This is a genomic window from Agromyces aurantiacus, from assembly GCF_016907355.1.
Classification (GTDB): Bacteria; Actinomycetota; Actinomycetes; order Actinomycetales; family Microbacteriaceae; genus Agromyces; species Agromyces aurantiacus.
The window spans coordinates 307,272-333,785 of the sequence record NZ_JAFBBW010000001.1; the positions used below are offsets into that span (position 1 = coordinate 307,272).

The window sequence follows — 26,514 nt, forward strand, 5'->3', positions numbered from 1 at the left end:
CTCAGGTCCCGTGGCACCGCCCAGGTGCGGGCACGCGGCACGCACGCCCGCCGCGTGCCGCACGCCGCACGCCGGGGCGGCGCGACCGGGCGTCGCCCCGCGCCATCCGCTCGCTAGGGCTGCTCGGCGAGCCGGCGCGTGCAGTCGGCGCAGAGGCCGAACACGTCGACCACGTGCGCCGCGGCCGTGAAGCCGTGCTCGCCCGCGACCCGGCGCGCCCACGCCTCGACCTCGTCGGCCGCGATCTCGACCGTGAGGCCGCAGTTGCGGCAGATGAGGTGGTGATGATGCCCGGAGCTGCACGCGCGGTAGAGGGCCTCGCCCTCGGGCGACTGCAGCGAGTCGGCCTCGCCGCTCGAGGCGAGATCGCCGAGCGCGCGGTACACGGTGGCCAGGCCGATGGGCGAGCCGCTCGCGTGCAGCGCCGAGTGCAGCGCCTGGGCGCTGATGAACCCCTCGGTGCCGTCGAGCGCCTCGCGAACGGCCTCGCGCTGCCAGGTGTTCCGTTTCATGCGATGCGTGCGTCCTCCGCGGTCTCCACGGGGATGGGAGCCCGTCTCGAGGGTAGTCGCCGCAGCTGTGAACCTCCGAGCGCGACGAGGAAGAAGGCGGTCGCGGCGAGCGCGATCGCCGGCCCGGCCGCCACGGCCGCGTACCGGGAGACGAGTACGCCGATGACGCCGGACGCGGCACCGATCAGCGGCGCGACCACCAGCACGCCGCGGAACGTCGGCACCACGGCCCGCGCCGCCGCGGCCGGTGCGGCGAGCAGCGCGATCGCGAGGATCGCGCCGACCGCGGGCAGGGAGCTCACGACGGAGGCCGCCGTGAGGCCGAGCACGAGCACCTCGACCGGCCACTCCCGGAACCCGGCCGCGCGGTACCCGGCGCGATCGAACGTGGAGAACACGATGCGCGTGCCGAACACCGCGACGAGCGCGATGGAGGCGACGAGCACGGCGGTCGCGAGGAGGATGTCGCCGTCGCTGACGGTGAGGATCGAGCCGACGAGCAGCGACTCGGGCTGCACCGGCAGCCCGGGTATCACCGCCTGCAGCAGGGCGCCGAGCGCGAATCCGCCCGTGAGCACGATGCCCGCCGCGACCTGAGCCCCCTGGTGGCGCACGCGCGCGATGCCCGACATGACCGCGACGATGACGACGGATGCCACGGCTGCACCGGCCGGCACGCTCATGCCGAGCGCAGCCGCCGCCACCGCCCCGGGGTAGGTCGCGTGGGTCAGGGCCTGGGCGAAGAAGACGCGCCGGCGCAGCACCACGAGGGCGCCCACGAACCCGGCGCCCGCGCCGATCACGATGGCGGCGACGAGGGCGCGCTCGAAATAGCCCATCAGCGCTCTCCCTCGACCGCCGCGACGACTGACTCGACGCGGTCGCCGATCGACCGCGGCGCGCGGCGGCGGGGCGCGCCCGCCATCCGATCGCGGATGACGCGAACCGCGAGCAGCACCGTGTACACCAGGACGAAGACCCCCACGACGGTGCTGCCCGCCGGCAGGTCGACGCCCGCGCCGACCGAGGCGGCGAAGCCCAGCGAGAGCCCGAGCCACGCGCTCAGCGCCCCGACGCCCGCGGCGATGGGGAACAGCCACCACAGCCGCTCGGTGACCAGGCGCGAGGACGCGCCCGGCACGATGAGGAGCGCGAGCACGAGCAGCGTGCCCACCGTGCTCGCCCCGGCGACGACCACGAGTGCCACCGCGCAGTTGAGCACCAGGTCGAGCATGAGCGGCCGGTCGCCGGAGGCGCGACTCGCGACGGGGTCGAAGGCGCGCAGCACCTGCTGCTTGAGCGTCACGGCCACCGCGGCGGCCGCGGCGAGCGACACGACGACGAGCGGGAGGACCTCCTCGGGCGAGATCGTGAGGACGCGGCCGAACAGCAGCGCCTCGAGCGCACCGGCGTAGTCGTCGCTGCGCGAGACCACGATGACGCCCACGCTGAACGTGGCGGTCAGCACCACCGCGACCGCGGCGTCGGAGGTCACCCTCGCGCGCACCAGCAGGGTGAGCGCCACGGCGCCCGCGAGCGCCGCGATCGCCGCGCCCGGGAGCAGCCCCGCGGTGCCGCCCACGACGAGGCCGATCGCGAGCCCGGGGAACACGGCGTGCGTGAGCCCGTCGCTGATGAACTCCAGCCCCCGGAGGTTGACGAGCACGCCGACGATCCCGGCGACGACCGACAGCACCAGCAGCACGAGGAGGGCCCGTCCCATGAACGGCAGCGCGTAGGCGCCGACGAGGGCATCCCATGCCGTCATCGGACGCATTCCCTCTGCGGCATCAGTGGCCCTCGTGGCCGGGCACGACGAGCGTGTGCTCGTCGATCTCGACCTCGACGCCCTCGAAGCACTCCTGCACGTTGCGCAGCGTGAGGACCTCGTCGACGGGGCCGCAGCCCACCTGCTCGCCGTTGACGAGCAGCACCGCGTCGCACACCTCGCGCGCGAGGTCGAGGTCGTGGGTCGACACGATCACGGCGACGCCGCGTGACTTGAGGGTCCGCAGGGTGGCGATGAGGGCGTCGCGGTTCGCCTGGTCGAGGCCGTTGAACGGCTCGTCGAGCAGGAGCAGCCGCGGCTCGGAGGCGAGTGCGCGCGCCAGCAGCCCGCGCTGCCGCTGGCCGCCCGACAGCTCGCCGAACCGACGGTTCGCGCGATCGGCGAGCCCCACGGTCGCGAGCGCCTCGCGCACCGCGTCGCGGTCGTGACGACCGGGCCAGCGGAGGAGTCCGAGCCGGCGGTACCGGCCCTGCATGACCACCTGCGCGAGGCTGATCGGGAACTCGGGGTCGAGTTCGGCCGACTGCGGGAGGAACCCGATCATGCCGTTCGCGGCATCCGCTCGCCCTGAGATGAGCATCTCCCCCTCGACGAGTGGCACCAGGCCGAGGATGCCGCGCAGCAGCGTCGACTTGCCCGCGCCGTTCGGCCCGATGACTGCGAGCGCCTCCCCCGGAGCGACGGTCACGTTCAATCCCGAGACGCCCGCGCCTCCGGCGTAGCGGAACGCGGCGTCGCGAAGGCGCAGGACGGGGCTCGCGTCGCTCATGCCGTCATCCTCGCAGGGCCTCGGGCAGCGCGGAAGGCTCGACGCCCCAGGACTCGAGGATCAGGCGCGCGTTGTGGACCTGGCTGCCGAGGTACGTCTCGCCGTCCGTGCCGGGCTGTCCGAGCGAGTCGCCGTAGAGGGCGTCGTCGCCGGAGTACACCGCGACCCCCGCCTCCTCGGCGATGGTCTCGGCGGCCTTGGGCGAGATCGACGCCTCGGAGAACACGGCCTTCACGCCGGTGGCCTGGATGCGCGCCACGAGCGCGTCGATCTCGGCGGCGCTCGGCTCGGCGTTGTCGTCGAAGCTCGGGATGACGCTGCCGACGAAGGTCACGTCGTAGGCGTCGAGGAAGTACGTGAACGCGTCGTGGTTCGTCACGAGCAGGCGCTGCCCGACGGGCACGGTGTCGACGTTCTCGGTGATCCAGGCGTCGAGCGCCTGCAACTTCGCGGAGTAGTCGGCCTCGCTCGCGCGCAGGGCGTCGTCGTCGATGCCGTCGACCTCGGCGAGGCCGTCGGCGATGTTGGCCACCATGTGCTCGGCCAACGCCGGATCGGTCCAGATGTGCGGGTTGCCGGCACCGTGATCGTGGTCTTCCGAGTGCTCGTCCCCCTCGGCGTGGTCGGGCTCCCCTGCGGTGTGCTCCTCCTCCGTCGCGGCCAGCTCGATGCCGGTGCTCGCGTCGATCAGCACGCCGTCGAAGCCCGACGCGGCGATCGCATCGTCGAGCCAGCTCTCGAGGCCGCCGCCGTTGACGACCAGGGCATCGGCTGAGCCCAGCGCGAGCAGCTGCGCTGCCGAGGGGTCGAACGAGTGCGCGCTCTGGCCCGGCTGGAGCAGCCCCGTGACCTCGGCCTGCTCCCCCGCCAGCTGCGTGGCGAAGTCGGTCACCTGGGTCGTGGTGGCCACGATGGCGGGCTCGTCGTCGCCGCCGGTACCGGGGCTCGCGCACCCCGCGAGCGCGACGATGGACCCCGCGGCGAGGACGGGGACGAGCAGGCGGGCGCGACGAGCCGGATCGGTGGGCATGCGAACACGCTACGCTTATTGATAATGGTTGTCAACATCGTTTGGTTCGTTGCGCGCGGGTGAACGGATGTCGCGCGGTGACGGAACTCTGTGGACAGCGGTCGCGTGCGACGGTGGTCCATGCGAGCATGTCAGCCGTGGAAATCACCACGGCTCCGATCGCCCTGCACCCGTTCACCGTCGCCGACGCCGAGCGACTCCTCGCCGGCGACGTCGATCCCCTCGACGGATGGGAGGGCGGCTACTCGTTCACCGACGAGCCCGAACTGCTGGCCGAGTACCTCCGGTCCGTGCGCCGGGACGGCGATCCCGCGCCCTACGGCCCGTACCTCGTGCGGCGGGTCGGCGGCGCGGGGGAGGGCGCGGCGATCGGAGGCGTGAACCTCTTCGGTCCGCCCGACGAGCGGGGCGCCGTCGAGTTCGGCTTCGGCCTGGTCCCCGCCGCGCGAGGCCAGGGCCTCTCGCGGCACGTGGTCGCCGAGACGATCGAGCTCCTGCGTTCCGCCGGCGCCGCGATCGCGCGGGCCGACTGCGAGATCGCGAACCTCCCGGCCCGCCGCGTGCTCGAGCAGGCGGGCCTGGTCGAGGTCGGCCGCACGAGCGACCTCGTCACGCTCGAGATCCGGCTCTGACCGCGGCGGCTACTCGAGCAGCAGCGCCGGCTCCTCGATGATCGAGGCGACGTCGGCGAGGAACCGGCTCGCCACGTCGCCGTCGACGACGCGGTGGTCGAACGAGCCGCCGATCGTCGTCACGTAGCGCGGCCGCACCTCGCCGTCGACCACCCACGGCTTCTGCTTGATCGTGCCCAGCGCGACGATCGCGACCTCGCCGGTGTTGAGGATCGGCGTTCCGGTGTCCATCCCGAACACGCCGATGTTGGTGATCGTGATGGTGCCGCCCTGCATCTCGGCGGGCTGCGTCTTGCCCTCGCGAGCGGTCAACGTGAGCTGCTCGAGCGCGGTGGCGAGCTCGACCATCGACATGGCCTGCGCCTCCTTCACGTTCGGCACGATCAGCCCGCGCGGGGTCGCGGCGGCGACGCCGAGGTTCACGTAGTGCTTGACGATGATCTCCTCGTCGGTCCACTGCGCGTTCACGGTGGGATTGCGACGCGCCGCCCAGATCATCGCCTTCGCCATGATCAACAGGGGCGAGACCCTGATGCCCGCGAAGTCGGGCGAGGCCTTGAGCCGCTTCACGAACTCCATCGTGCGGGTCGCGTCGACGTCGACGAACACCGATACATGCGGCGCGGAGTATGCGCTCTGCACCATCGTCTGCGCGATGGCCTTCCGCACGCCCTTGACGGCGATCCGCGTCTCGCGATCGGCTGGGAGCTCGGGCGTCTGGATATTGCGGAACACGCTCGCCTGGCTCGCCTCGCGGATCACGTCGTCGCGCGTGACCTCGCCGATCGGGCCGGTCGGCGTGACGCGCGACAGGTCGACGCCGAGGTCCTTCGCGAGCTTGCGGATCGGCGGCTTCGCGATCACCGGGATGCCGTCCTCCGCCGCTCGGGCCGGCTCGGGCTGCGCGGCGCCGGCTGCGGGCGCGGCGACCGGCCCGCCCGGCGTCGTCGATACGGAGTCGGCTGGCGACGGCGGCACGAGGTGCTCGTGCGCGCCCCCGGGCGACGGATGGCGTCGGCGGCGGCTGCGGGCCGGACCCGAACTGCCGTGGCCGACGAGGACGGCGCCGCCCTCCGACTCGGCCGGGGCCGGGCTCGCGGGCGCCGCGGCGGCCACCGGGGGAGCCGTGATCGGCTGATCGCCGGAAGACATGCCAGAAGCGGCATCCGTTCGGATCACGAGGATGGGCGTGCCCACGTCGACGGTCCGACCCTCCTCCACGAGCAGCTCGGCGACCGTGCCCTCGAACGCGCTCGGCAGTTCGACGAGCGACTTCGCCGTCTCGATCTCCACGAACACCTGGTCGAGCGAGATGCGGTCGCCGGGCGCGACGCGCCACTGCACGATCTCGGCCTCGGTGAGGCCCTCGCCCACGTCGGGCAGCGGGAACCGGATCTCGCTCATCGTGCTCCTCAGGTCGTTCGTCGGGGTCAGAAGGCCAGTGCGCGGTCGACCGCCTCGAGCACGCGATCCGCGCTCGGGAGGTACTCGGTCTCGAGCGCGGCAGGCGGGAACGGGGTGTCGAAGGCCGAGACCCGCAGGACCGGCGCCTCGAGCGAGTAGAACGCGCGCTCGGCGACGGTCGCGGCGATCTCGGAACCGACGCTCACGGAGCCGTACGCCTCCTGGGCCACGACGAGTCGGCCCGTGCGCTGGACCGAGTCGACGATGGGGCCGTAGTCGATGGGGGAGAGCGACCGGAGGTCGACCACCTCGAGGCTGCGGCCCTCCTCGGCGGCGATGTCGGCCGCCTGCAGGAGCGTGGCGACCATCGCGCCGTGACCGACGAGCGTGAGGTCGTCGCCACGGCGCACGATCCGGCTGGAGTGGAGGGGGAGCCCGGAGTGGTCGTGGTCGACCGGCCCCTTCGGCCAGTACCGGCTCTTCGGCTCGAAGAAGAGCACGGGGTCGTTCGAGGCGATGGCCTCCTGGATCATCCAGTACGCGTCGTGCGGGCTCGACGGGCTGACGACGCGCAGTCCCGGCGTGTGCGCGAAGTAGGCCTCGGGGCTCTCCTGGTGGTGCTCGATCGAGCCGATGTGGCCCCCGTACGGCACCCGGATGACGACGGGCATCGGCACGCTCCCGTCGTGGCGCAGGGTGAGCCGGGCCAGCTGCGTGGTGATCTGGTCGAAGGCGGGGAAGATGAACCCGTCGAACTGGATCTCGACGACCGGGCGGTAGCCGCGCATCGCGAGCCCGATCGCCGTGCCCACGATGCCGGACTCGGCGAGGGGCGTGTCGAGCACCCGCCGGTCGCCGAACTCGGCGAGCAGTCCCTCGGTCACGCGGAACACGCCGCCGAGCGCACCGATGTCCTCGCCCATGAGCAGGACCTTGGGATCGTTGCGCATCGCCTCGCGCAGGCCCGCCGTGATGGCCTTCGCCATCGAGAGCGTGTGCACGCCGCGGAGCTCGCCCGACGCCGTCTCGGCGGGCGAGCCCGGAAGGGTCTCTGCCGTCTCGACCGTCATGCCTGGTCTCCTTCGAACGAGTTCTCGTACTCCTCGAGCCACGCCGCCTGGGCCTCGACGAGCGGGTGGGGCTCGCTGTACACGTGCGCAAAGATGTCCGAGCGTGGGGGAGCGGTGATCTCGAGGGTTCGACTGCGCACGTCGGCCGCGACATCCGCCGCCTCCTCGTCGACCTCGTCGAAGAACGCGGATGCCGCGCCCCGGCGCTCGAGCCAGGTGCGGTAGCGCGTGATCGGGTCGCGAGCGGTCCAGAACGCGACCTCGTCGTCGGTGCGGTACTTGGTGGGATCGTCGGCCGTCGTGTGCGCGCCCATCCGGTAGGTGACCGCCTCGATGAAGCTCGGCCCCTCGCCGGCGCGCGCCTCTTCGAGCGCCTGCCGGGTCACCGCATAGCTGACCAGCACGTCGTTGCCGTCGATGCGGAGGCCGGGCATGCCGAAGCCGCCGCCGCGCAGCGAGAGCGGGCTGCGCGACTGGCGCGAGACCGGCACGGAGATCGCCCACTGGTTGTTCTGCACGAAGAAGACCTGCGGGGTCTGGTAGCTCGACGCGAACACGAGGGCCTCGTTGGCGTCGCCCTGGGAGGTCGAGCCGTCGCCGTAGTACACGAGCACCGCGGCATCCGCCTCGGGATCGCCCGTCGCCGTGGCGCCGTCGAACTGCAGGCCCATCGCGTACCCGGTGGCATGCAGGGTCTGCGACGCGAGCACGAGCGTGTAGAGGTGGAAATTGCCGTTCTCGGCCGGGTCCCAGCCCCCGAGGGTCGCCCCCTTCAGGAGTCGCATGATGCCGACCGGGTCGAGCCCGCGGATCATGCCGACGACGTGCTCGCGGTACGACGGGAAGATGTGGTCCTGGGGGCGCGCGGCGCGCGCCGAACCGACCTGCGCGGCCTCCTGGCCGTGGCTCGGCACCCAGAGCGCGAGCTGACCCTGCCGCTGCATGTTGGCGCCCATGACGTCGAGACGACGCGAGATCACCATGTCGCGGTAGAACTGCTCGAGGGTCGCATCGGGCAGCGCTTCGACGATGGGCAGGTAGGCCTCGGCCTCGGGGGTCGGGCGCAGGTCGCCCTCGGGCGTCAGGAGCTGGACCGTCGGAGCGGTGAAGTCGCGTGAGGGGGCTGCCACCGTTCCACGGTACCCGCTAGGTGGAGGGCCCTTCTTGTGAAGGTTCGACAAGCTCACCGAGAACCCTTAGGAGTACGTCCACAGACTCGGTCTCGCCGACCGAGACCCGGATGCCGTCGCCGGGGAACGCCCGGGCGACGATCCCGGCCTCGAACAGGCGCTCGGCCACCTCGACGGTGCGCTCGCCCGTGGGCAGCCAGACGAAGTTGCCCTGCGCCTCGGGGATCGGCCAGCCCTGGGCCACGAGCGCGTCGCGGAGGCCCTCACGGCGCTCGACCAGGGCGGCGACGCGCCGGAGCAGCTCAGCCTCGGCCTCGGGCTCGATCGCAGCGAGCGCGCCCGCCGTGGCCACCGCCGTGACGCCGAGGGGGATCGCGGTCGCCCGTGCCGCGTCGAGGATCCCGACCGGGCCGATCGCGTACCCGACGCGGACACCCGCGAGGCCGTACGCCTTGGAGAAGGTGCGCAGCACGACGAGGTTCGGGTAGCGGCCGAGGAGCTCGCGGCCGTCGACCGCCTCAGGGCCGCGCACGAACTCGGCGTACGCCTCGTCGAGCAGCACGAGCCGGTCGTCGGGCACGCGGCCCATGAAGCGCTCGAACTCGTCGCGTGTGACGGCGACGCCGGTCGGGTTGTTGGGGGAGCAGACGATCACGACGCGCGTGCGGTCGGTGATCGCGTCGGCCATGGCATCGAGGTCGTGCCCGTGGTCGGCGCGGTTCGGGACCGCGACGCTGCGGGCGCCCGCGACCGTCACGAGACCGGGGTACGCCTCGAACGAACGCCACGAATAGACCACCTCGTCGCCCGGGGCGGCGGCGGCGAGCACGAACTGCGCCAGCAACGACACCGATCCCGCGCCGACCAGCACCTCGTCGGGTGTCACGCCGAAGCGCTCGGCGAGCTTCTCGCGCAGCGCGAGCGCCGTGGCATCCGGGTAGCGGTTGACCTCGGCCGCGGCCGCGGCGATCGCCCGCTCGACCGCGGGAACCGGGGGCCACGGGTTCTCGTTGCTCGAGAGCTTGAAGCCATTCGCGGGAGCGGGGCGGCCCTGCCGGTACGGGGGGAGTGCGGCGATCTCGGGGCGCAGGCGGACGCGTGCGCTCGTGGGCTCCGGTGCGGTCACGGATTCCACCGTACCCCTTCGGTCGGCGGGCCTCCGCTGCCATAGTTGGGGCATGCGCTTCCTGCTGAAGGTCATCGTCTCGGCATTCGCCCTCTGGCTCACGACGCTCATCGTCTCGGGCGTGCGCGTGGTGCCGTACGAGGACACCGATCTGGCGACCGTGCTCACGTACCTCCTCATCGCGCTGATCTTCGGCGTCGTCAACGCGACCGTCGGCACGTTCATCCGGATCGTGGGCTTCCCGCTCTACGTGCTCACGCTCGGCCTGATCTCGTTCATCGTGAACGGCCTGCTGCTGCTCATCGTCGACTGGATCAGCGGGCTCCTCGGCTTCGGGCTCGAGGTCGACGGGTTCTGGTGGGGCGTGCTCGGCGCGCTCGTGCTCGGCATCTTCAGCTGGCTGATCGGCCTGGTGGTGCGCCCGCGCGACTGAGGCGCGCGGCGATCCCCGCATAGGGAGTGGCAGCGGAGGGAACATGGGGAGCCGCTCCCGATGTCGTGACGCGGCGGCGAACGGAGCATGGAGTCACTCCGGTCGATACCGGTTCCACTCCGACGAAAGACTCCATCATGAAGACCTTCCTCATCGAGCGCGACGTCCCCGGCGCGTCCGAGCTCACCCACGAACAGCTCGTCAAGATCGCACGCACGTCGAACGACGCCGCCGACTCGCTGGGCCTGCCCTACCTCTGGATCACGACCTTCGTGGCCGGCGACAAGCTCTACTGCCTGCACGGTGCGGACAGCGCCGAGACCGTGCGCGAGCACGCCCGCCGCGGGGGGTTCCCCGCCAACGTGGTGACCGAGGTCGTCGCGGACTTCGGTCCCCACACGGCCCGCGAGTCGCGATGAGCGCCGCGACCGTCTTCGCGAGCGGCGCCGCGCGCGTCGAGCACGCCGATCTCGGGATCGGCCGCCTCAGCGCCGGGATCGTCGACGTGGTGGTGCGCCTGCGAGCCCGGGTGTCCCGGCGCCGGCGAGCGCGCCCCCCGCTCGCGCCCGACCAGCAGCACCTGCTCGTGCAGAACCGGCGCATCGCCGACCGACTGCTCGACGACCGCGTCGGCCGCGCGCTGCGCGTCGGGGGCCCGCCGGCGCGATCGTGACCGCGCCCGAAGCACGCCTCACCAGGCCCGAACAGCCCCATGACGCCTACCATGACGGCATGGGGCTGTTCGAGCGGACACCCGAGGTCTCGGCGCTCCGGCGCGAGGTCCGCGAGATCGCGGTCGCCGGACGCGTGCTCGCCGTGACCGGGGACGCCGGGTCCGGCAAGACCAGCCTGCTCGCCGAAGCGCTCGCGCCCGTGGTGACCGGACCCGCGGCGTCGCATCCCCGCGTCGTCCGCGGCCTGTGCGACCCGCTCGCCACTCCGCGACCGCTCGGTCCGGTCGGCGAACTGCTCGACCAGCTCGGCGACGGCCACACGGCCCCGGGCCCGGGCGCCGCGGAGCCGGGCGGCCTCGGCGGGATCGAACGGCGCCTCGTCGACCTCGTCGCCACCCGCCCGACCGTGCTCGTCGTCGACGACGCGCAGTGGATCGACGCCGCGTCGGTCGAGGTGCTGCGCCACCTCGTGCGGCGGATCGATGCGCTGCCCGCGCTCCTCGTGTTGAGCTACCGCGACACCGCCGTCGGGCTCGGACACACGCTCATGCCGCTGCTCGGCGACATCGCCCGCTCCGAGCGGACGACGCGCCTCGCCCTTCCGCCGCTGTCGCTCGACGCCGTGCGCGAGATGCTGCACGGGCGGCCCGACGCCGAACGGGTGCACCGGCTCACCGGCGGCAACCCGTTCTTCGCCAGTGAGATCGCTCGCCACCCCGAGGAGGAGCTCCCGACCACCGTGCGCGACGCCGTGCTGGCGAGCGCGACGCACCTCGACCACGCCGACCTCGAGATCCTCCAGCTCATCGCGGTCGCACCGGACGGCCTCGACGACCGGCTGCTCCCCCCGCTCGGCATCGACGTGCCGGTGCTGCGGCGTCTCGAGCGCACCGGACTGCTGATCCGCACGCACCGGGGCGTGGGGTTCCGGCATGAACTCGCCCGCCAGTCGGTCGCCGAGTCGGTCCAGCCGGGCGTCGAGCCGCTGCTGCACCTCCGCCTGCTCGACGCCTTCGAGCGACTGGACTCGCGCGATGCGGCGGTGCTCACGCATCACGCCGTGGCCGCGTCCGACGGCCCACGCATCCTCCGTTACGCGCGACTCGCGGCCGAGCGGGCGATCGAGGCGAGTTCGCACACTGAGGCCGTGGCCTTCCTCCAGCTCGCGCTCGACCACCTCGGCGACGACCCAGGCGAGCGGGCCGAGCGGGCCCGCCTGCTCGAGTCGCTCAGCACGGAGCAGTACATGGTCAGCCGCCTGCCCGAGTCGCTCGCCTCGATCTCGGCGGCACTGCGGCTCCGCGAGCAGCTCGACGACCGCGACGGCATCGCGGCGGCCCACGACCGGCGGGCGATCGTCGAGTACTACTCGGCGCGCCGGCGAGCCGCGGAGGCCCAGGCCGATCTCGCCGCCTCGGCCGGTGGGGATGGCGAGGCGGCCGCCTCGGCGAACGCGACCCGCGCCTACCTCGCCTACCGCCGGCACGACCTCGAGACGGCGCGTGGCATCCTCGAGCACGAGGCGGAGCGAACGGGCGGGGGCACGACCGCCCGGCTGCGTCGATCGATCACCGAGGCCGCCGCCGACCTCGTCGACGGCGACCTGGCCAGCCGTGGACTCCTCCTCCTGCACGCCGCCACCGCGATCGAGCGCTCGCTCGACGAGATCGGCACGACGGCGTACTCCAACCTGTCGGCGCTCGACATCGAGCAGCGACGGCTGCGGGAGGCCGAGTCGGTCCTCTCGCAGTCGATCCCCCTCACCATCGAGCGCGACATCCCGATCTGCTCGCAATGGCAGACGGGCATGCGGGCGCGACTCCACCTCCTCCGGGGCCGCTGGACCGCATCGGCCGAAGACGCGTCGGCGGTGATCGCCGATCACGGCGCACCGCTGGCCCTGGTATGGCCGCACCTCGTCTCGACTCTCCTCGGCATTCGCCGCGGCGGAGAGGCCGCCGCGATCGGGGACCACCTCGACTCGGCCTTCGCGCTCGCGCTCGAGCTCGGCGAGTCGCTCCAGACGCTGGCGGTGCTCGCCGGATGCGCCGAACGCAGCTGGAGCACCGGCGCGCCCGATCCGCGACTCGACCGCATCGACGAGCACCTCGCCGCCGCCGACGCGCGCCCCGGCACGGAGTGGGCCATCGGCGAACTGCTCGTCTGGCTCGACCGGATCGGCATGCCCGGGCATTCGGCCGTGCACGTCGCCGAACCGCACCGGCTCGAACTCGAAGGTCGGCACGACGAGGCCGGCGACCGATGGGACGACCTCGGGGCCCCGTTCGATGCCGCGATGGCCCGACTGCACAGCCGGGATGCGGCGGTCGCGATCGGCGCACTCGAGCGCCTCGAGGCGCTCGGCGCCGACGGCACCGCGGCGCGGGCCCGCGAATTGCTGGCGGCTCGCGGCATCCGCGCACTGCCGCCCCGGCCGCGGACGAGCACGCGCTCGAACCCGGCCGGCCTCACGAACCGCCAGCTCGACGTCGCGCGGCTCGTGGCGCACGGATTCACCAACGCGGAGCTGGCGGAGCGGCTGTTCATCTCGCCCAAGACGGCCGACCACCACGTCTCGGCGATCCTCGCGAAGCTGGGCCTGTCGAGCCGGCGCGACATCGTGCGCTCCGCCCGCGAGCTCGGGCTGGGCTGAGCGCGCGGCGACGGCCGACGCGGACCGGACGCCCGTCATGGCGACGCATCCGCCTCCGACCGTCGTGCGTGCCAGTACGAGACCGCGGATGGCGCGGAGCCGCCGGTGAATCCGGCGACGAGCTCGTCGAACTCGCGCAGGCGCGGGTCGTCGGATCGGTCGATCAGGTGCGCGGTCTCCTGGTACCGCTCGAGGGCGTGGGCCGGCACCGAGTCGCCCTCGACCGGCGTCAGCGGGCCCACGCTGCGCTCGACCTCGACCCGCCCAGACGCGCCGACCCCCGACCCTCCCGTCGCCGGAACGAGGTCTTCGCTGTGCACGACCGAGAGCACGGGGGTGTCGCCCGTGTCGACCTGGGCCGCCGGACCGCCGAGGTTGACCGCCGCGACCACCTCGAGCTCCGGGTCGGCCGCCAGGTTCGCCGCGACCATCCCGCCGGCGGAGTGGCCGACGACCACGACCGGATCGCCCGGCTGCACACCCGCCTCCTGCATCGCGGCCCGCACGGCGCGCTGGGATGCGGCGGCCTCCTCGGGGAGCCCGACGAGCTGTGCGAGCGCGGACGCGTCGGCGACGCCGTGCACGTTCGCGGTCATGTCGTACGGCTCGCCGGCGGGCGTGGTGCCGAAGTCGACCGTGCCGCCCGAGTAGACGATCCACCGCGCACCCCCGGCGGCGTCGTAGCGCTCGATGCGGATCTGCGGCGCCCCGGCGTCGGACGGCGGCACGCGCTCCGCGAGGTCGCCGACACCGCGGACCGGCGCGTCGTCGCGCTCCGCGAGGTCGCCGACACCGCGGACCGGCGCGTCGTCGCGCTCCGCGGATCGCCGCGACGCGGCTCGATCGACCGCAACCTCGTGCACGACGACCGGCGTCTCCCGGAGGGCCCGAGACCCCGTGGCCAGCCCGACGACGCCCGCGGCCGCGAGCAGCACGTTGGCGTTCTCGGGCGCCTCGAGCGCCGAGCCCGCGGCGAACAGCGCCTGGGAGCGGAAGAGCCCCGCGAGGAACTCGTCGGCAAGGTCGGCGGCGGACCGGACGAGCGCCACGAAGGACGGGTCGGAGAGGATCGGGAGTCCGCGCTCGCGCACGACCCGTTCGATCGCCTCGGCATGCGCGTCGGGGTCGATGAGTGCGCCGATCAGGCTGACCCGCACGGCGGGGCCCAGCGCGATCGCCGCCGCCGACGCCCCCGCGAGCAGGAGGGCGGGCGCGGCCATGCCGAGCACGCCGGCGGCGATGCGCTCGCCCGCGCGGGAGACCCACGACGCGACCGTCTCGGCCGTGCCGTAGGTGGTTCCGCCCAGGAGCAGGTTCCGCGCGAGTCCGGAGGCCGCCGCGCCCGCTGCCGCGAAACCCGCGTGTGCGGTGTCGAGGTCGGCGGCGGCGTCCCGGGCTGCCTCGCCCAGACCGACGTCGTCGATCCGGCGTCGCGCCGCGGCCGCGCGGGCGGCCCAGCCGTCGATGACGTGCGCAGCGGCCGAGAGGCGGACGGCCTCGGCGAGCAGCGCCTCGGTCTCGACGGACATCGCGCCGCCGCCCCGGACATCGAGCGCGCTCACCAGACCCTCCCGGTCGGCGACATCGCACCGTCGGGTGTCGCGAGCGCCGCGGCGATCGCCGCGGCCTGCGCCGTCCGGGCGCGCTCGCGCGCGATCGCGATCGCGGCCTCGGCGTCGAGGAGGAACCGTTCCGCGCCGGCGACCGCGACGCGGACCTCGGTCGTGCGGTCGGCGTAGTGATCCGCGGCGCCGGAGTGCCATCCGTCGATGCGCTCGAGGACGAGCCCGGGCTGCACGCGCTCCACCTCGGCACGGAAGGCGCGCAGCCCGAACAGCAGGTGGTCGAGGGCGTCGAGGAGCCGGTCGGCGGCGACGCCTGCGGTCGGATGGAAGGGGTCGGACGCGATCACCCGATGAGCGTGCCGCGCCGGGCGGGACCCGGCGGGGCGGGAATCTCGACGTGTGCGCCATCCGCTCCGACGGTCGGCTGGGGAGGACGGGTGCGCCGAGGCTCAGTCGAGCAGGACCTGCTCGAGGGCGTGCGCGCCGACCCGTCCGATCGGTCCACCGACCCCGACCGTGTCGACGATCGCCGAGCCCATCGCGAGCGCCCACCCGCGCGCACGCGCCCAGTCCGCGCCGTCCGTTGCTCGTAACCCGGCCATCCGGTTGCGGAACGCGGACCGGCCCGGCGCGTCGAAGACGAGCCATCCCGCCGCCAGGTCGGTCGCGGGATCACCCGCGGTCAGGTCGCCGAAGTCGAGGACCGCCGCCAGCTGCCACTCGGCGCCTGCGCCGCGGGCGCCCCCCTCGCCGCGCCGCAGCAGGAGGTTTCCCGGGTGGAGATCGCCGTGCACCCACCGGGGCGCGCCGGCCCAGGGGGGCGCGGCCATCGCGTCGGCCCACACCGCGGCGAGCGCCGAGACATCCGTCGACACGACCTGCTCGAGCCGGCCCGACGCGAGCCGCTCGGCCACCACGGAGTCGCGGGCCGCCAGCGGGACGCCGCGGAACCGATTCGCCGGCGCACCGGGCGGCGCGGGCACGCCGATGGCCGCGACGACGTCGGCGAGCGCCTCGGCGACGGACCGGCGTTCCGCCGGATCGACGGATGCCGCGACCTCGCCCTCGAGCCACGGCACGATGCTCCACGCGTACGGGTACCCGAGCGCCGGCGCTCCGGCGGCCACGGGCACGGGCGCCCGCACGCCGTCGGGCAGCGACCCGGCGACCACCGCCATCCAGTGCTGCTCGGACCGCACGAGCCGGTCGGCGAGCGAGCGCCGCGGCATCCGCACCGCCCACCGCTCGCCCAGGCGGAAGATCGCGTTGTCCCAGCCGTTCGCGACGGGTTCGACCGGGCCCGTGAACGACGGATGCTGCGCCGCGACGAGGCGCGCGACGAGCCCCGCGTCGACCTCGACGTCGGCCTCCGGTGCGTCCGCCATGCGACCCTCCCCTGGACGCGGGGCGATCGCGGTCTGTTCCGACCGCCCGGCCTCGTCCACAATAGGTCCCATGACGCGTGCGGAACCCGCGGGGGAGGGCGCGCAGCGATTCCATATCTCGTTCGTGTGCACCGGCAACATCTGCCGGTCGCCGATGGCCGAGGTCGTGCTGCGCTCCCTCGCCGAGCGCGCCGGCATCGAGGAGCGCCTCGCGATCGAGTCGGCCGCGACCGGGGACTGGCACGTGGGGGAGCGCGCCGACCAGCGCACCCTCGACGCCCTCGCCCGCGCCGGATACGACGGGTCGAAGCACCGCGCCCGGCAGTTCGACCCCGACGACTTCCCGCAGCTCGACCTCGTCGTCGCGTTCGACCGGGGCCAGTCCCGCGTGCTGCGCAACTGGGCCCGCAACGCGCATGACGAGCACAAGGTACGCCTGCTGCTTGAGTTCGACCCCGAGCTCTCGCCCCTGCAGGACGTGCCCGACCCCTACTACAGCGACGAGGCGACCTTCGATCGGGTTCTTGCGATGATAGAGCGGTCGACGTCGGCCCTCTTCCGGCAACTCGCTCCCGCTCTCAGACAAGGACTCCGATGACTTCGCTGCCTCCCCAGCCGCTCAGCCCCCTCGACGGCCGGTACCGCGCCGCGGTGGGCGAGCTCGGCGAACACCTCTCCGAGGCGGGCCTCAACCGGGCGCGCGTGCACGTCGAGATCGAATGGCTGATCGCGCAGACTGACCGCGGATTCTTCGGCACGAGCGCGCTGTCGGATGGCGAGAAGCAGGCGCTCCGCGCGGTCGTGACCGGGTTCGGCCAGGCCGACATCGACGAGCTCGCGCGGGTCGAGGCGACCACGCGGCACGACGTCAAGGCCGTCGAGTACTACGTGCGCGGCCAGCTCGACCGGCTCGGCCTCTCGCACCTCGCCGAGCTCACCCACTTCGCCTGCACGAGCGAGGACATCAACAACCTCTCGTACGCGCTGACCGTGCGCGATGCGGTCGCCCAGGTCTGGCTGCCGAAGTACCGCGCCGTGATCGCCAGGCTCGCCGGGCTCGCCCGCGAGCACCGCGACGCCGCCATGCTCTCCCGCACGCACGGCCAGCCGGCGACGCCCACGACCATGGGCAAGGAGCTCGCGGTGTTCGTGCACCGACTGCAGCGCATCGCCGCCCAGGTCGAGGCGACCGAGTACCTCGGCAAGTTCTCTGGCGCGACCGGCACCTTCTCGGCGCACGTCGTCGCGGAACCGGATGTCTCGTGGCCCGACGTGTCGCGCGAGTTCGTCGAGTCGCTCGGGCTCACGTGGAACCCGCTCACGACGCAGATCGAGTCGCACGACTGGCAGGCCGAGCTCTACGGCCGCATCTCGCACGCGAACCGCGTGCTGCACAACCTCGCGACCGACATCTGGACCTACATCTCGCTCGGGTACTTCCGCCAGATCCCGGCGGCGGGGGCCACCGGCTCCTCGACCATGCCGCACAAGGTCAACCCGATCCGCTTCGAGAACGCCGAGGCCAACCTCGAGCTGTCGTCGGCGGTGCTCGACTCGCTCGCGGCGACGCTCGTCACCTCGCGGCTCCAGCGCGACCTCACCGACTCGAGCTCGCAGCGCAACATCGGCGTCGGCTTCGGGCACTCGGTGCTCGCGCTCGACAACATCCTGCGCGGCCTCGGCGAGATCGACCTCGATCGCGACCTGCTGCTCGCCGACCTCGACGGCAACTGGGAGGTGCTCGGCGAGGCGATCCAGACCGTGATCCGGGCCGAGGTCGCTGCGGGCCGGTCGAGCATCGCCGACCCGTACGCGCTGCTCAAGGAGCTCACGCGCGGCAAGCGCGTCGGCGCGGCCGAGCTCGCGGAGTTCGTGCAGGGACTCGAGATCTCGGATGCCGCGAAGCAGCGCCTGCTCGCGCTCACGCCGGCGACCTACGTCGGCCTCGCCGACGAGCTCGTCGACCGCCTGGCCGAGTAGGCGCGTCCCGCGCCTGACGCCCGCCCGTCACGTCGCGCCGCAGGCCCCCACTCCCGAATCCCGCCTTTCGGCGGGTGCACCCGCACCAACCCGGGACTCGGGGAAGCGCAGCGCGCGGCACGACCCCAGGCGACGAACCGCACGCTCCCGAATCCCGCCTTTCGGCGGGCGCACCCGCACCAGCCCGGGACTCGGGGAAGCGCAGCGCGCGGCCGGCTGGCTGCCGGAGGCAACGCGGGCACGCAAACGCCCGAGGCGCCAGCCGGCGGGCGGGCGGGGCTCGCAGCGCCGGTCAGTGCGCGGAGGGCCCCGAGGGGTCGCGTCGCATGGGGTCGCCACCCGTGCCGTCGCCGTGCTCGCCGGGGTTGGGCTTGACCGTCATCGCGAGCAGCGCGAGCACCATCAGCACGATGATGAACACCCCGCCGAGGGCGATGAGCGTGATCAGCCAGTCGCGGGTCACCATCAGCACGATCGCGGCGGTGAACACGGCCGCGATGGCCGCTCCGCCGACGTACTCCGCGGGGCGCAGCACGTCGCGGCGGCTGGGACGGAAGTCGTCGCCGGGGGACTGGGTCACGATCGCTCCGATCCGGATGCCGCGCCGCCGGTGCCCACCGGTCCGGACGCGGCCCACTTCAACGAGAACCCGCCGATGAGCAGCAGCACGCCGAGCACCACGAAGTACGCGCCGAGGAGGCCGACCGCGGTGACCGGATCGAGCGGGAACAGGACGAACACGAGGGCGAGGATCGCCGTGAGCGCGCCGGCGGTGATCCAGTCGCGCGCCGCCGTGAGGCGACCACGCGATCGCAGGCCGACGATGAGCTCGAGGATGCCGGTCACGGCCGCCCAGACGGCGACGGTGAACGTGAACGCGGCGACACCGCCCGGTGAGGTGTCGCGCAATCCGAGCGCGACGAGGCCGGCAGCCGCCGTCAGCACGCCGTTGACGACGAACACCCAGCGCGCCGCGCGGTCGGCCACGAGCCGGGCCGCCAGCGCACCGACCACCACGCCGGACGCGAGCGCCCAGGCGCCGAAGACCGTGAGGCCGAGCGCGGGCGAATGGTCCTGCGAGAACGTGATGATCGCGGACGGCACGAGCGCGAGGGTGCCGCGCACGACCGGCACGAGCCACGCGGCGGCGCGTTCCGGGGCGGCATCGCGGGCATCGGCCACGGCGACCTCTTTCACTGGGGAACGCTCCAATCCTACGCGTCGGCATCCCTGAGAATCGCCGGGAGCCGCGCGGCCGCGACGCCCGCGGGCGCCTACGTGCCGAGCCCCGCCTGACGCGCCCGCACCGCCGCCTGGGCTCGATCGGCCACCTGGAGCTTCGCGAACACGTTGGTGAGGTGGTTCTTCACGGTCTTGGGGCTGAGGAAGAGCCGTCGCGCGATCTCGGCGTTGGTGCAGCCGTCGGCGAGCAGGTCGAGCACGTCCCGTTCGCGGGCCGTGAGCTCGGGGAAGGCGGGTTCGGCTCCCGCCGTCGTGCCGGGCGTCGGCCCGCCGAGCAGGAAGCGCCGGATCCGCCCGGCGACGCCCGGTCCGTAGACGGCCTCGCCGCGCGCGACCGACCGGACGGCGTCGAGGAACTCGGCGCCGCCCTGCCCCTTGAGCACGTAGCCGCGGGCGCCCGCGCGGAGCGCGGCGAACACCGACGCGTCGTCGTCGCTCATCGTGAGCACGAGCACCCCGAGGTCGGGGCGCGCGTCGACGAGCCGTCGGGTCGCCTCGATGCCCGAGATCCCGGGCATCGCGAGGTCCATGACGACGACGTCGGGCTCGGCCTCGAGCGCGAGCGCGAGCGCGGTCTCGCCGTCGCCGGCCTCGCCGACCACGATGGCCCCGCCGACCTCCTCGAGCAGCGCCCTGAGGCCGTGGCGGAGCATCGGGTGGTCGTCGGCGAGCACGACCCTGATCGGCGCATCGTCCACTGCGTCTCCCGTCCGGAATTCCGTCCCTGCACTCACAGTGGTAGCTCCGCGGTCACGATCGTGCCGCCGTCCGGCCCGTCCTCGCGACGGAGCACGCCGCCCAGCTCGGCCGCCCGGTCGCGCATGCTGCCCGACCCGACCCCCTCGACCGCGTCGGCCGGAACACCGCGGCCGTCGTCGGCGACCACGACGCGCAGCACCGCGTCATCCGCCTCGACCCGCACCCGCACCCTGGCGGCCCCGGAGTGACGCAGCGCGTTCGCCAGCGACTCCTGCACGATGCGGTACGCCGCGACCTCGGTGGCCGCGGAAAGCCGGGGCAGCGGATGGCGTGGCGTCACCACCTCGACCGGTGTCGTGGCCGAGGGGCCGCCGGACGCGAGCGCGAGGTCCTCCACCGCGCCGAGCAGGCCGAGTTCGTCGAGCGCGGCCGGACGCAGGTCGTGCACGATCCGGCGCACCTCCCCGACCAGTTCCTCCGTGAGCGCGCGAGCGCGGCCGATCGCCGCGCCCGCGCGCTCGGACGGTGCGGCCGCCGCGAGGTCGAGTTGCACGCCGATCGCTGCGAGCCCGGGCCCGAGACCGTCGTGCAGCTCTCGCCGGAGCCGGCGGCGCTCGTCCTCGCGGGCGATCGCGAGTCGTTCCCGGGAGGCCTGCGCCTCCCGCCCCAGCCGCGCGGCGGCGAGCGCGAGCGCGAGCGGGCGCGCGATCTCGTCGAGCACCGTCAGGTCGGAGGTCGACAGCGCCTCGCCCGGCGAACGCCTCGCCACCGCGAGCGTGCCCTCCAGCCGTCCGCCGGCGCGCAGCGGGACGCTCGCTCCCGTGGCCTCCGCCGTCTCGCCGAACGACGAGACGGTCCGGCCCTCGGCGTCGGACACGGCCACCGCGGGCAGTCGCAGGGTGATCGCGACGGTCTCGGCGCTGTCCTGCAGGGGACTGCCCGAGGCGCCCGCCGCCTGGAGCCGACGGCCGAGCTGCGACAGTGCCGCGTGCGGGTCGCCGCGATCGCCGAACAGCAGCCGCGCCACTGCGCGCTGCACCAGGTCGCGCACGGGTGCGAACGCGACCGCGACGACGGCCGTGCCGATGAGCGGCACCACCACGCCGCCCGACGAGCCGAGGAGCGTGTGCGCCGCGGCGACCACCGCGAGGTAGGCCGCGAGCAGGATGCCGGTGACCAGCGCGTACACGACCGTGCGGCGCACCCCGAGCTCGATGTCGAACAGCCGGTAGCGGAACACCGACACGGCAGTGGCCACGGGCAGCAGCGGCAGGGTGACCGCGAAGAGCCAGACGCCGACGGGCGGCTCGGGCGGCAGCCAGACGTCGGCGATCACGGCGACGGCGATGACCACCGCGGCCGCGAGGATCGGCAGCAGCCTGCGGCGCACCTCCGCACCGCCGCCGCGCACCCGCAGCGCGAGCGCCGCGACGCCCGACACGGCGACGGCGATGACGACGACCGCGAACGCCGGGGCGACGACCGTCTCGGTCGGCGCGATCCCGACCGGGTTCGGCCGCACATCGCCCCACACCCACAGCTCGTCGCGGAACATCAGGAGCACCGTGAGCGCGGCGATCGCCGAGGCCAGCCCCACGAGGACGGGCCGCCAGCGCGGCGACGGCAGTCGACCGTCGGGCAGGAGCAGCGGCAGGAGCAGGAGCGGCCCGAGCCCCGCGAAGAACACCCAGTTCACGACCCACGCGGCGAGCCCCGCGACCGGCGCGCCGGCGAACGCGACGGCGATCCCGCCGGCGAGCGCCTGCGCCGAGAGCCCCGCGCCTGCCGCCGCGAACAGCCAGCCGACGGGGTTGCGGGGGCGTCGCGCGATGATCAGCCCGCCGACGACCGGGTACGTGGCGCCGACCGCGGCATCCACGACGAGGTATCCGGTGTCGACGGCACCCGACGTGAGCGTGAGCACGACGCCCGCCAGCACGGCGGCGACGCACGCGAGTGGAATCGCCCAGGCGGCGAGGCGGCTCGGTGTGAGCCCGGGGGAGCGCGGCACGGATCGATCCTGCCTCGTGCCGCGCGCGCGGGGAAGGGACCCGGGTCCCGATCGCATCCGGGACCCGGGTCGCGACGGCGCGACGGCGGATCGTGCCCACGACGGGACTCGCGGGTCAGGCGGTCGGGACCGCGCGTGCGGTGTCGTTGGCGACATGACCGATCACCGCACGGATGCCGCCACGGCATCCATTCACCCCACCGCCCCGCAGCCGGACGAGCACCTGCTGCCGCTCTCGCGGCACCCGCTCCGCGCCGACCGCACCACGCGCCGCCAGTTCACGGCGTACGGCCTGACCCTGGCCGCCCTCCTCCCGGGCGGCGCCGCGATCGCCGTCGCCGAGGGCGTCGACCTCCGCACGCTCGAGACCGCCTCGCCGCTCGGCCAGCTGGCCCTCTTCGGCGCCGCCTTCGCCCCCACCGTCGCCATGCTGGTCGCCTGGGCGGTCGGCCAGCGCGGCCCCGACTGGGGCTTCCGCCGCACCCCGTGGCGCTCCGTCGGCATCGCGTGGCTGTTCTCGGTGGTCGCGGTGTTCAGTTCATACGCCGCGGGCTGGCTCACCGGGGTCGCCGGCTTCGACCCCGCCCGGCTCGAGGCGGGCACCGGCATGCCGCCGCTCGTCGCCCTGGCCGTCGGCCTGCTCCCGGGCGTCCTCCCGTTCGTGCTGCTCGCGATCGGCGAGCAGCTGGGGTGGAGCTCGTTCCTCACCGTCCGCCTCGCGGCGCTGCGGGGGCCGGATGTCACGGCGCTCGTCGTAGGCCTCGGCTGGGCCGCGTGTCACGTGCCCATGATGCTGTTCGTGCCCGGCGCCGTCGCCGACGGCGTGCCGATGGCCTGGGCGGTCTCGATGTTCGCCATCCAGACGCTGGCGTTCGCGTTCCCCATGGTGTGGCTGCGGCTGCGCACTCGCAGCATCTGGCCGGTGCTGGTGCTGCACGCGACCCTCAACGCGGCCATCTACTTCGTGGCCGAGTTCGTCACCGTGCCCACCGCCGCGAGCGAGTGGTTCATCGGCGAGGGCGGCGTGTTCACCGCGGCCGGCGCCGTGCTGGCCGTGCTCGTCACGATCCCGCTCTGGCGAGGGCCGCGGGCCGAGCGCGCCGCGGTGCTCGCCGGCCGGTTCGGCACGTCGGCGTCGCCCGAGCGGCCGCGTCGGGCGTCGAAGCGCCGCCGGGGCGCCGAGGCCGCGGCCGACGTCGCCTGACCGGAGCCGTACCGGAGAGCGGCGACGGATGCCGCGGCGCGAGCCGCGGCATCCGTCACCGTCTCATGGGGTCATAGCGCCTTGAGGATGTCCTCGACGCGTTCCTTGGCGTCGCCGAAGAGCATCTGCGCGTTGTCGCGGTAGAACAGCGGGTTCGGCACGCCGGCGTAGCCCGAGGCCATCGAGCGCTTGAACACGATGACGTTCTCCGCCTCCCAGACGCGCAGCACCGGCATGCCCGCGATGGGGCTGCCCGGGTCCTCGGCCGCGGCGGGGTTCACGGTGTCGTTGGCGCCGATGACGAGCACGACCGAGGTGCCGGCGAGGTCGTCGTTGATCTCGTCCATCTCCTCGACGATGTCGTACGGCACCTTGGCCTCGGCGAGCAGCACGTTCATGTGCCCGGGTAGGCGGCCCGCGACCGGGTGGATGCCGAAGCGCACGTCGATCCCGCGTTCGCGCAACTTCTGGGTGAGGTCGGCGACGGGGTACTGCGCCTGCGCGACGGCCATGCCGTAGCCCGGGGTGATGACCACGCTCGAGGCGTTCCTCAGCAGGTCGGCGGCGTCCTCGGCCTGGATCTCGCGGTGCTCGCCGAGGTCCTCGTCGCCCTTCTTGGGCGCCTCGATACCGAACCCGCCGGCGATGACCGAGATGAAGGACCGGTTCATGGCCTTGCACATGATGTACGACAGGTACGCACCCGAGGAGCCCACGAGCGCGCCGGTGACGATGAGCAGGTCGTTGTTCAGCAGGAAGCCGGCGGCCGCGGCGGCCCATCCGGAATAGCTGTTCAGCATCGAGACGACCACGGGCATGTCCCCGCCGCCGATGGAGGCGACCAGGTGCCAGCCGAGCGCGAGCGCGAGCGCGGTCACGACCACGAGCAGCCAGAGTTCGGGCGTGATGACGTACCAGACGGTGAGCGCGACGAACACGACGAGCGCGCCGAGGTTGAGCGCGTTCTTGCCGGGCAGCACGAGCGGGGCCGACTTCATGCGCGCCGAGAGCTTGAGGAACGCGACGATCGAGCCGGTGAAGGTGACGGCACCGATGAACACGCCGATGAACACCTCGGCGTGGTGGATGTCGGCCAGCGCACCCTCGAGGTCGGGCTCGGCGAGCGCGCCGTTCCATCCGACGAGCACGGCCGCGAGGCCGACGAAGCTGTGCAGCAGCGCGATGAGCTCGGGCATTCCGGTCATCTGCACGATCCGGGCCCGCCACAGGCCGATGGCGCCGCCGATGAGCACGGTCACGACCAGCACGATCAGGCCGACCGTCGCGGACGGCTCGCCCCACGACTCGGTGAAGGTCAGCCAGACTGTGGCGACCAGCGCGATCGCCATGCCGGCGATGCCGTAGCCGACACCGGACCGGGCGGTCTCGTGCTTGGACAGGCCGGCCAGGCTCAGGATGAACAGCAGGGCCGCGACGAGGTAGGCGGCGCCCGCGATGGATTCGGGGGTCAGCAGGGATTCAGGCACTCTGGGGGCTCCTTGGTGGGAACGAACGAACGTCGTGTCGGGGTCAGCTCGTCGTCCGGTCGCCCTTGGCGAACATGCCGAGCATGCGCCGGGTGACCGCGAACCCGCCGAAGATGTTGATGCTGGCCAGCAGGATGGCGATCGCCGAGAGCACCTGCACGGCCGGCACGTCGCTCGTGACCTGCACGATCGCACCGACGATGATGATGCCCGAGATCGCGTTCGTCACGCTCATGAGCGGCGTGTGCAGCGCGTGCGCGACCTTGCCGATGACGTAGAACCCGATCACGACCGACAGCGCGAGCACCGTGAAGTGCTGCGGCAGCGGCTCGGGCGCGATCGCGTTCACGAGGAACAGCGCGGCGATGCCCGCGACGATGAGCGCGAGGCGGCCGCCCCGGGAGAGGGTGCGCCTGGGCTTCTTCACGGCGGATGCCGCGGCCGCGCCATCCGCCGCCTGCGGCGTCACCGGGGCCGCCGAGACCTGCACGGGCGGCGGCGGCCACGTGACCGCTCCCCCGCGCACGACCGTGACCGAGCGCTGCACGATGTCGTCGAAGTCGATGACGAGCTGCCCGTCCTTGCCGGGCGTGAGCAGCTTGACCAGGTTGACGAGGTTCGTGCCGTACAGCTGCGACGCCTGGGCGGGCAACCGCGACGCGAGGTCGGTGTAGCCGAGGATGATGACGCCGTTGGGCGTCACGATGCGCTCGCCCGCGACCGAGCCCTCGACGTTGCCGCCCTGGCCGGCGGCCATGTCGACGATCACGCTGCCGGGCTTCATCGACGCGACATCCGCCGCCGTGATCAGGCGCGGCGCCGCACGGCCGGGGATCAGCGCGGTCGTGATGATGATGTCGACGTCGGCCGCCTGCTCGGAGTAGATCTCGGCCGCGCGGCGGTCGTACGCCTCGCTCGTCGCCTTCGCGTACCCGTCGGTGGACTGCTCGACCTCGACCTCGACCTTCAGGTACTCGCCGCCGATCGACTTGACCTGGTCGGCCACCTCGGGCCGCGGGTCGGTCGCCCGCACGATCGCGCCGAGGCTCGACGCCGCGCCGATGGCCGCGAGGCCCGCGACACCAGCGCCGGCCACGAGCACCTTCGCCGGCGGCACCTTGCCCGCCGCCGTGACCTGGCCGGTGAAGAACCGGCCGAACTCGTGCGCCGCCTCGACGACCGCGCGGTAGCCCGAGATGTTCGCCATCGAGCTCAGCACGTCCATCGACTGCGCCCGCGAGATGCGCGGCACCGCGTCGAGCGCGAGCGCGGTGACGCCGCGAGCGGCGAGCGCCTCGAGCAGGTCGGGCCGCAACGCCGGGCTGAGAAGGCTCACCAGCGTCGTGCCCGGCTGGAGCAGCGCGATCTCCTCCGGCGACGGTGCGTTGACCTTCAGCACGATGGCGCTCGAGTACGCCTCGCCCCGGTCGACGACGCTCGCGCCCGCGGCGGCGTACGCCTCATCCGGGAACGACGACTTCGCGCCCGCACCCGCCTCGACGGCGACCTCGTACCCCAGGCCGATCAACTGCTTCACGGTCGCCGGCGTGGCGGCGACCCTGGTCTCCGAGCCGGGCTCGGTGACGACGCCGATGCGCGTCATGGCTCTCCTTCTCGTCGCGGCGACCGTGGTCGTCGATGCGACGGCATCTCCTCGATGGTTCGGTGCGGGATGCCGCTCGGACGAAGCCGGGCGCGGCGGCACTGCTGCTGGCATGA

At 73.4% G+C, this 26,514-nt stretch carries 26 protein-coding genes; 8 read left to right on the plus strand and 18 right to left on the minus strand.

What is annotated here, in order from left to right; genetic code table 11:
* Positions 1-113: 113 nt before the first annotated feature.
* The 5 genes from JOD46_RS01475 to JOD46_RS01495 are packed head-to-tail and all read right to left on the minus strand — an operon-like array spanning position 114 to position 4,100.
* On the minus strand, positions 114-512 hold the full coding sequence (locus JOD46_RS01475) for a Fur family transcriptional regulator (protein WP_204391109.1): 399 nt from the start codon (positions 510-512) through the stop codon (positions 114-116).
* Positions 509-1,351: a metal ABC transporter permease gene (locus JOD46_RS01480; protein ID WP_204391110.1), complete on the minus strand. Its 843-nt coding sequence runs from the start codon at positions 1,349-1,351 to the stop codon at positions 509-511. The genes JOD46_RS01475 and JOD46_RS01480 overlap by 4 nt, the downstream gene beginning before the upstream one ends.
* Positions 1,351-2,280: a metal ABC transporter permease gene (locus JOD46_RS01485; RefSeq protein ID WP_204391111.1), complete on the minus strand. Its 930-nt coding sequence runs from the start codon at positions 2,278-2,280 to the stop codon at positions 1,351-1,353. Before JOD46_RS01485 ends, JOD46_RS01480 begins: the two co-directional genes overlap by 1 nt.
* Before the next feature lie 22 nt (positions 2,281-2,302).
* Entirely contained in the window at positions 2,303-3,070 is a 768-nt protein-coding gene (locus tag JOD46_RS01490; protein ID WP_204391113.1) for a metal ABC transporter ATP-binding protein, read from the minus strand.
* Between the two features lie 4 nt (positions 3,071-3,074).
* On the minus strand, positions 3,075-4,100 hold the full coding sequence (locus JOD46_RS01495) for a metal ABC transporter substrate-binding protein (RefSeq protein WP_204391115.1): 1,026 nt from the start codon (positions 4,098-4,100) through the stop codon (positions 3,075-3,077).
* 137 nt (positions 4,101-4,237) lie between these two features.
* On the opposite strand from JOD46_RS01495, the gene JOD46_RS01500 reads away from it, so the two are divergent.
* Positions 4,238-4,732: a GNAT family N-acetyltransferase gene (locus tag JOD46_RS01500; protein ID WP_204391117.1), complete on the plus strand. Its 495-nt coding sequence runs from the start codon at positions 4,238-4,240 to the stop codon at positions 4,730-4,732.
* 9 nt (positions 4,733-4,741) lie between these two features.
* Here JOD46_RS01500 and JOD46_RS01505 read toward each other — a convergent pair whose 3' ends face one another.
* The 4 genes from JOD46_RS01505 to JOD46_RS01520 all read right to left on the minus strand — a co-directional run bounded on the left by JOD46_RS01505 (position 4,742) and on the right by JOD46_RS01520 (position 9,462).
* On the minus strand, positions 4,742-6,136 hold the full coding sequence (locus JOD46_RS01505) for a dihydrolipoamide acetyltransferase family protein (RefSeq protein WP_204391118.1): 1,395 nt from the start codon (positions 6,134-6,136) through the stop codon (positions 4,742-4,744).
* Between the two features lie 26 nt (positions 6,137-6,162).
* Positions 6,163-7,122, minus strand: coding sequence for an alpha-ketoacid dehydrogenase subunit beta (locus tag JOD46_RS01510; RefSeq protein WP_239563002.1), 960 nt, complete (start codon positions 7,120-7,122; stop codon positions 6,163-6,165).
* A gap of 80 nt (positions 7,123-7,202) precedes the next feature.
* A complete protein-coding gene (locus JOD46_RS01515) occupies positions 7,203-8,336 on the minus strand; it encodes a thiamine pyrophosphate-dependent dehydrogenase E1 component subunit alpha (RefSeq protein ID WP_204391121.1) in 1,134 nt (377 codons plus the stop codon).
* 16 nt (positions 8,337-8,352) lie between these two features.
* Positions 8,353-9,462, minus strand: a complete 1,110-nt coding sequence (locus tag JOD46_RS01520) for a histidinol-phosphate transaminase (RefSeq protein ID WP_307834867.1) — start codon at positions 9,460-9,462, stop codon at positions 8,353-8,355.
* A 52-nt stretch (positions 9,463-9,514) separates the two neighbouring features.
* Between JOD46_RS01520 and JOD46_RS01525 the strand changes: the two genes are divergently transcribed.
* From JOD46_RS01525 to JOD46_RS01540, 4 genes are all read left to right on the plus strand, one after another.
* Positions 9,515-9,895, plus strand: a complete 381-nt coding sequence (locus JOD46_RS01525; RefSeq protein ID WP_204391125.1) for a phage holin family protein — start codon at positions 9,515-9,517, stop codon at positions 9,893-9,895.
* Between the two features lie 137 nt (positions 9,896-10,032).
* Positions 10,033-10,314: a DUF4242 domain-containing protein gene (locus JOD46_RS01530; protein WP_204391127.1), complete on the plus strand. Its 282-nt coding sequence runs from the start codon at positions 10,033-10,035 to the stop codon at positions 10,312-10,314.
* On the plus strand, positions 10,311-10,568 hold the full coding sequence (locus JOD46_RS01535; protein WP_204391129.1) for a hypothetical protein: 258 nt from the start codon (positions 10,311-10,313) through the stop codon (positions 10,566-10,568). Before JOD46_RS01530 ends, JOD46_RS01535 begins: the two co-directional genes overlap by 4 nt.
* A gap of 59 nt (positions 10,569-10,627) precedes the next feature.
* Positions 10,628-13,222: a helix-turn-helix transcriptional regulator gene (locus tag JOD46_RS01540; RefSeq protein ID WP_204391131.1), complete on the plus strand. Its 2,595-nt coding sequence runs from the start codon at positions 10,628-10,630 to the stop codon at positions 13,220-13,222.
* Positions 13,223-13,257: 35 nt separating this feature from the next.
* On the opposite strand, the gene JOD46_RS01545 is transcribed toward JOD46_RS01540, so the two are convergent.
* The 3 genes from JOD46_RS01545 to JOD46_RS01555 all read right to left on the minus strand — a co-directional run bounded on the left by JOD46_RS01545 (position 13,258) and on the right by JOD46_RS01555 (position 16,172).
* A complete protein-coding gene (locus JOD46_RS01545; protein WP_204391133.1) occupies positions 13,258-14,784 on the minus strand; it encodes an alpha/beta fold hydrolase in 1,527 nt (508 codons plus the stop codon).
* Complete coding sequence (locus JOD46_RS01550; RefSeq protein ID WP_204391135.1) at positions 14,781-15,134, minus strand: hypothetical protein; 354 nt, start codon at positions 15,132-15,134, stop codon at positions 14,781-14,783. The genes JOD46_RS01545 and JOD46_RS01550 overlap by 4 nt, the downstream gene beginning before the upstream one ends.
* Positions 15,135-15,236: 102 nt before the next feature.
* A complete protein-coding gene (locus tag JOD46_RS01555) occupies positions 15,237-16,172 on the minus strand; it encodes an aminoglycoside phosphotransferase family protein (protein ID WP_204391137.1) in 936 nt (311 codons plus the stop codon).
* 70 nt (positions 16,173-16,242) lie between these two features.
* On the opposite strand from JOD46_RS01555, the gene JOD46_RS01560 reads away from it, so the two are divergent.
* A complete protein-coding gene (locus JOD46_RS01560; protein WP_204391139.1) occupies positions 16,243-16,770 on the plus strand; it encodes a low molecular weight protein-tyrosine-phosphatase in 528 nt (175 codons plus the stop codon).
* A complete protein-coding gene (gene purB / locus JOD46_RS01565) occupies positions 16,767-18,152 on the plus strand; it encodes an adenylosuccinate lyase (protein WP_204391141.1) in 1,386 nt (461 codons plus the stop codon). The genes JOD46_RS01560 and purB overlap by 4 nt, the downstream gene beginning before the upstream one ends.
* 292 nt (positions 18,153-18,444) lie before the next feature.
* Here purB and JOD46_RS01570 read toward each other — a convergent pair whose 3' ends face one another.
* From JOD46_RS01570 to JOD46_RS01585, 4 genes are all read right to left on the minus strand, one after another.
* The gene (locus JOD46_RS01570; protein ID WP_204391143.1) at positions 18,445-18,732 is read right to left on the minus strand and encodes an ABC transporter ATP-binding protein; all 288 of its coding nucleotides are present in this window, start codon (positions 18,730-18,732) and stop codon (positions 18,445-18,447) included.
* Positions 18,729-19,334, minus strand: a complete 606-nt coding sequence (locus JOD46_RS01575; RefSeq protein ID WP_204391145.1) for a DUF308 domain-containing protein — start codon at positions 19,332-19,334, stop codon at positions 18,729-18,731. The genes JOD46_RS01570 and JOD46_RS01575 overlap by 4 nt, the downstream gene beginning before the upstream one ends.
* A gap of 92 nt (positions 19,335-19,426) precedes the next feature.
* Positions 19,427-20,092, minus strand: coding sequence for a response regulator (locus tag JOD46_RS01580; RefSeq protein WP_307834868.1), 666 nt, complete (start codon positions 20,090-20,092; stop codon positions 19,427-19,429).
* Positions 20,093-20,124: 32 nt separating this feature from the next.
* Positions 20,125-22,104, minus strand: coding sequence for a sensor histidine kinase (locus JOD46_RS01585; protein WP_204391146.1), 1,980 nt, complete (start codon positions 22,102-22,104; stop codon positions 20,125-20,127).
* A gap of 154 nt (positions 22,105-22,258) precedes the next feature.
* On the opposite strand from JOD46_RS01585, the gene JOD46_RS01590 reads away from it, so the two are divergent.
* The gene (locus tag JOD46_RS01590) at positions 22,259-23,308 is read left to right on the plus strand and encodes a CPBP family intramembrane glutamic endopeptidase (protein ID WP_204391147.1); all 1,050 of its coding nucleotides are present in this window, start codon (positions 22,259-22,261) and stop codon (positions 23,306-23,308) included.
* 71 nt (positions 23,309-23,379) lie between these two features.
* On the opposite strand, the gene pntB is transcribed toward JOD46_RS01590, so the two are convergent.
* Together pntB and JOD46_RS01600 are read right to left on the minus strand one after the other, a co-directional pair.
* Entirely contained in the window at positions 23,380-24,795 is a 1,416-nt protein-coding gene (pntB, locus tag JOD46_RS01595; protein ID WP_372431871.1) for a Re/Si-specific NAD(P)(+) transhydrogenase subunit beta, read from the minus strand.
* A gap of 43 nt (positions 24,796-24,838) precedes the next feature.
* Positions 24,839-26,398, minus strand: coding sequence for a Re/Si-specific NAD(P)(+) transhydrogenase subunit alpha (locus tag JOD46_RS01600; RefSeq protein WP_204391149.1), 1,560 nt, complete (start codon positions 26,396-26,398; stop codon positions 24,839-24,841).
* Positions 26,399-26,514: the final 116 nt, after the last annotated feature.

Coding starts and splice junctions, on each gene's coding strand:
- JOD46_RS01535 (WP_204391129.1), top strand. CDS start 10,311: ATGAGCGCCGCGACCGTCTTCGCGAGCGGCGCCGCGCGCGTCGAGCAC.
- JOD46_RS01490 (WP_204391113.1), bottom strand. CDS start 3,070: ATGAGCGACGCGAGCCCCGTCCTGCGCCTTCGCGACGCCGCGTTCCGC.
- JOD46_RS01510 (WP_239563002.1), bottom strand. CDS start 7,122: ATGGCGAAGGCCATCACGGCGGGCCTGCGCGAGGCGATGCGCAACGAT.
- JOD46_RS01600 (WP_204391149.1), bottom strand. CDS start 26,398: ATGACGCGCATCGGCGTCGTCACCGAGCCCGGCTCGGAGACCAGGGTC.
- JOD46_RS01475 (WP_204391109.1), bottom strand. CDS start 512: ATGAAACGGAACACCTGGCAGCGCGAGGCCGTTCGCGAGGCGCTCGAC.
- JOD46_RS01480 (WP_204391110.1), bottom strand. CDS start 1,351: ATGGGCTATTTCGAGCGCGCCCTCGTCGCCGCCATCGTGATCGGCGCG.
- JOD46_RS01590 (WP_204391147.1), top strand. CDS start 22,259: ATGACCGATCACCGCACGGATGCCGCCACGGCATCCATTCACCCCACC.
- JOD46_RS01555 (WP_204391137.1), bottom strand. CDS start 16,172: ATGGCGGACGCACCGGAGGCCGACGTCGAGGTCGACGCGGGGCTCGTC.
- JOD46_RS01495 (WP_204391115.1), bottom strand. CDS start 4,100: ATGCCCACCGATCCGGCTCGTCGCGCCCGCCTGCTCGTCCCCGTCCTC.
- JOD46_RS01560 (WP_204391139.1), top strand. CDS start 16,243: ATGACGCGTGCGGAACCCGCGGGGGAGGGCGCGCAGCGATTCCATATC.
- JOD46_RS01485 (WP_204391111.1), bottom strand. CDS start 2,280: ATGACGGCATGGGATGCCCTCGTCGGCGCCTACGCGCTGCCGTTCATG.
- JOD46_RS01540 (WP_204391131.1), top strand. CDS start 10,628: ATGGGGCTGTTCGAGCGGACACCCGAGGTCTCGGCGCTCCGGCGCGAG.
- JOD46_RS01505 (WP_204391118.1), bottom strand. CDS start 6,136: ATGAGCGAGATCCGGTTCCCGCTGCCCGACGTGGGCGAGGGCCTCACC.
- JOD46_RS01525 (WP_204391125.1), top strand. CDS start 9,515: ATGCGCTTCCTGCTGAAGGTCATCGTCTCGGCATTCGCCCTCTGGCTC.
- JOD46_RS01530 (WP_204391127.1), top strand. CDS start 10,033: ATGAAGACCTTCCTCATCGAGCGCGACGTCCCCGGCGCGTCCGAGCTC.
- purB (WP_204391141.1), top strand. CDS start 16,767: ATGACTTCGCTGCCTCCCCAGCCGCTCAGCCCCCTCGACGGCCGGTAC.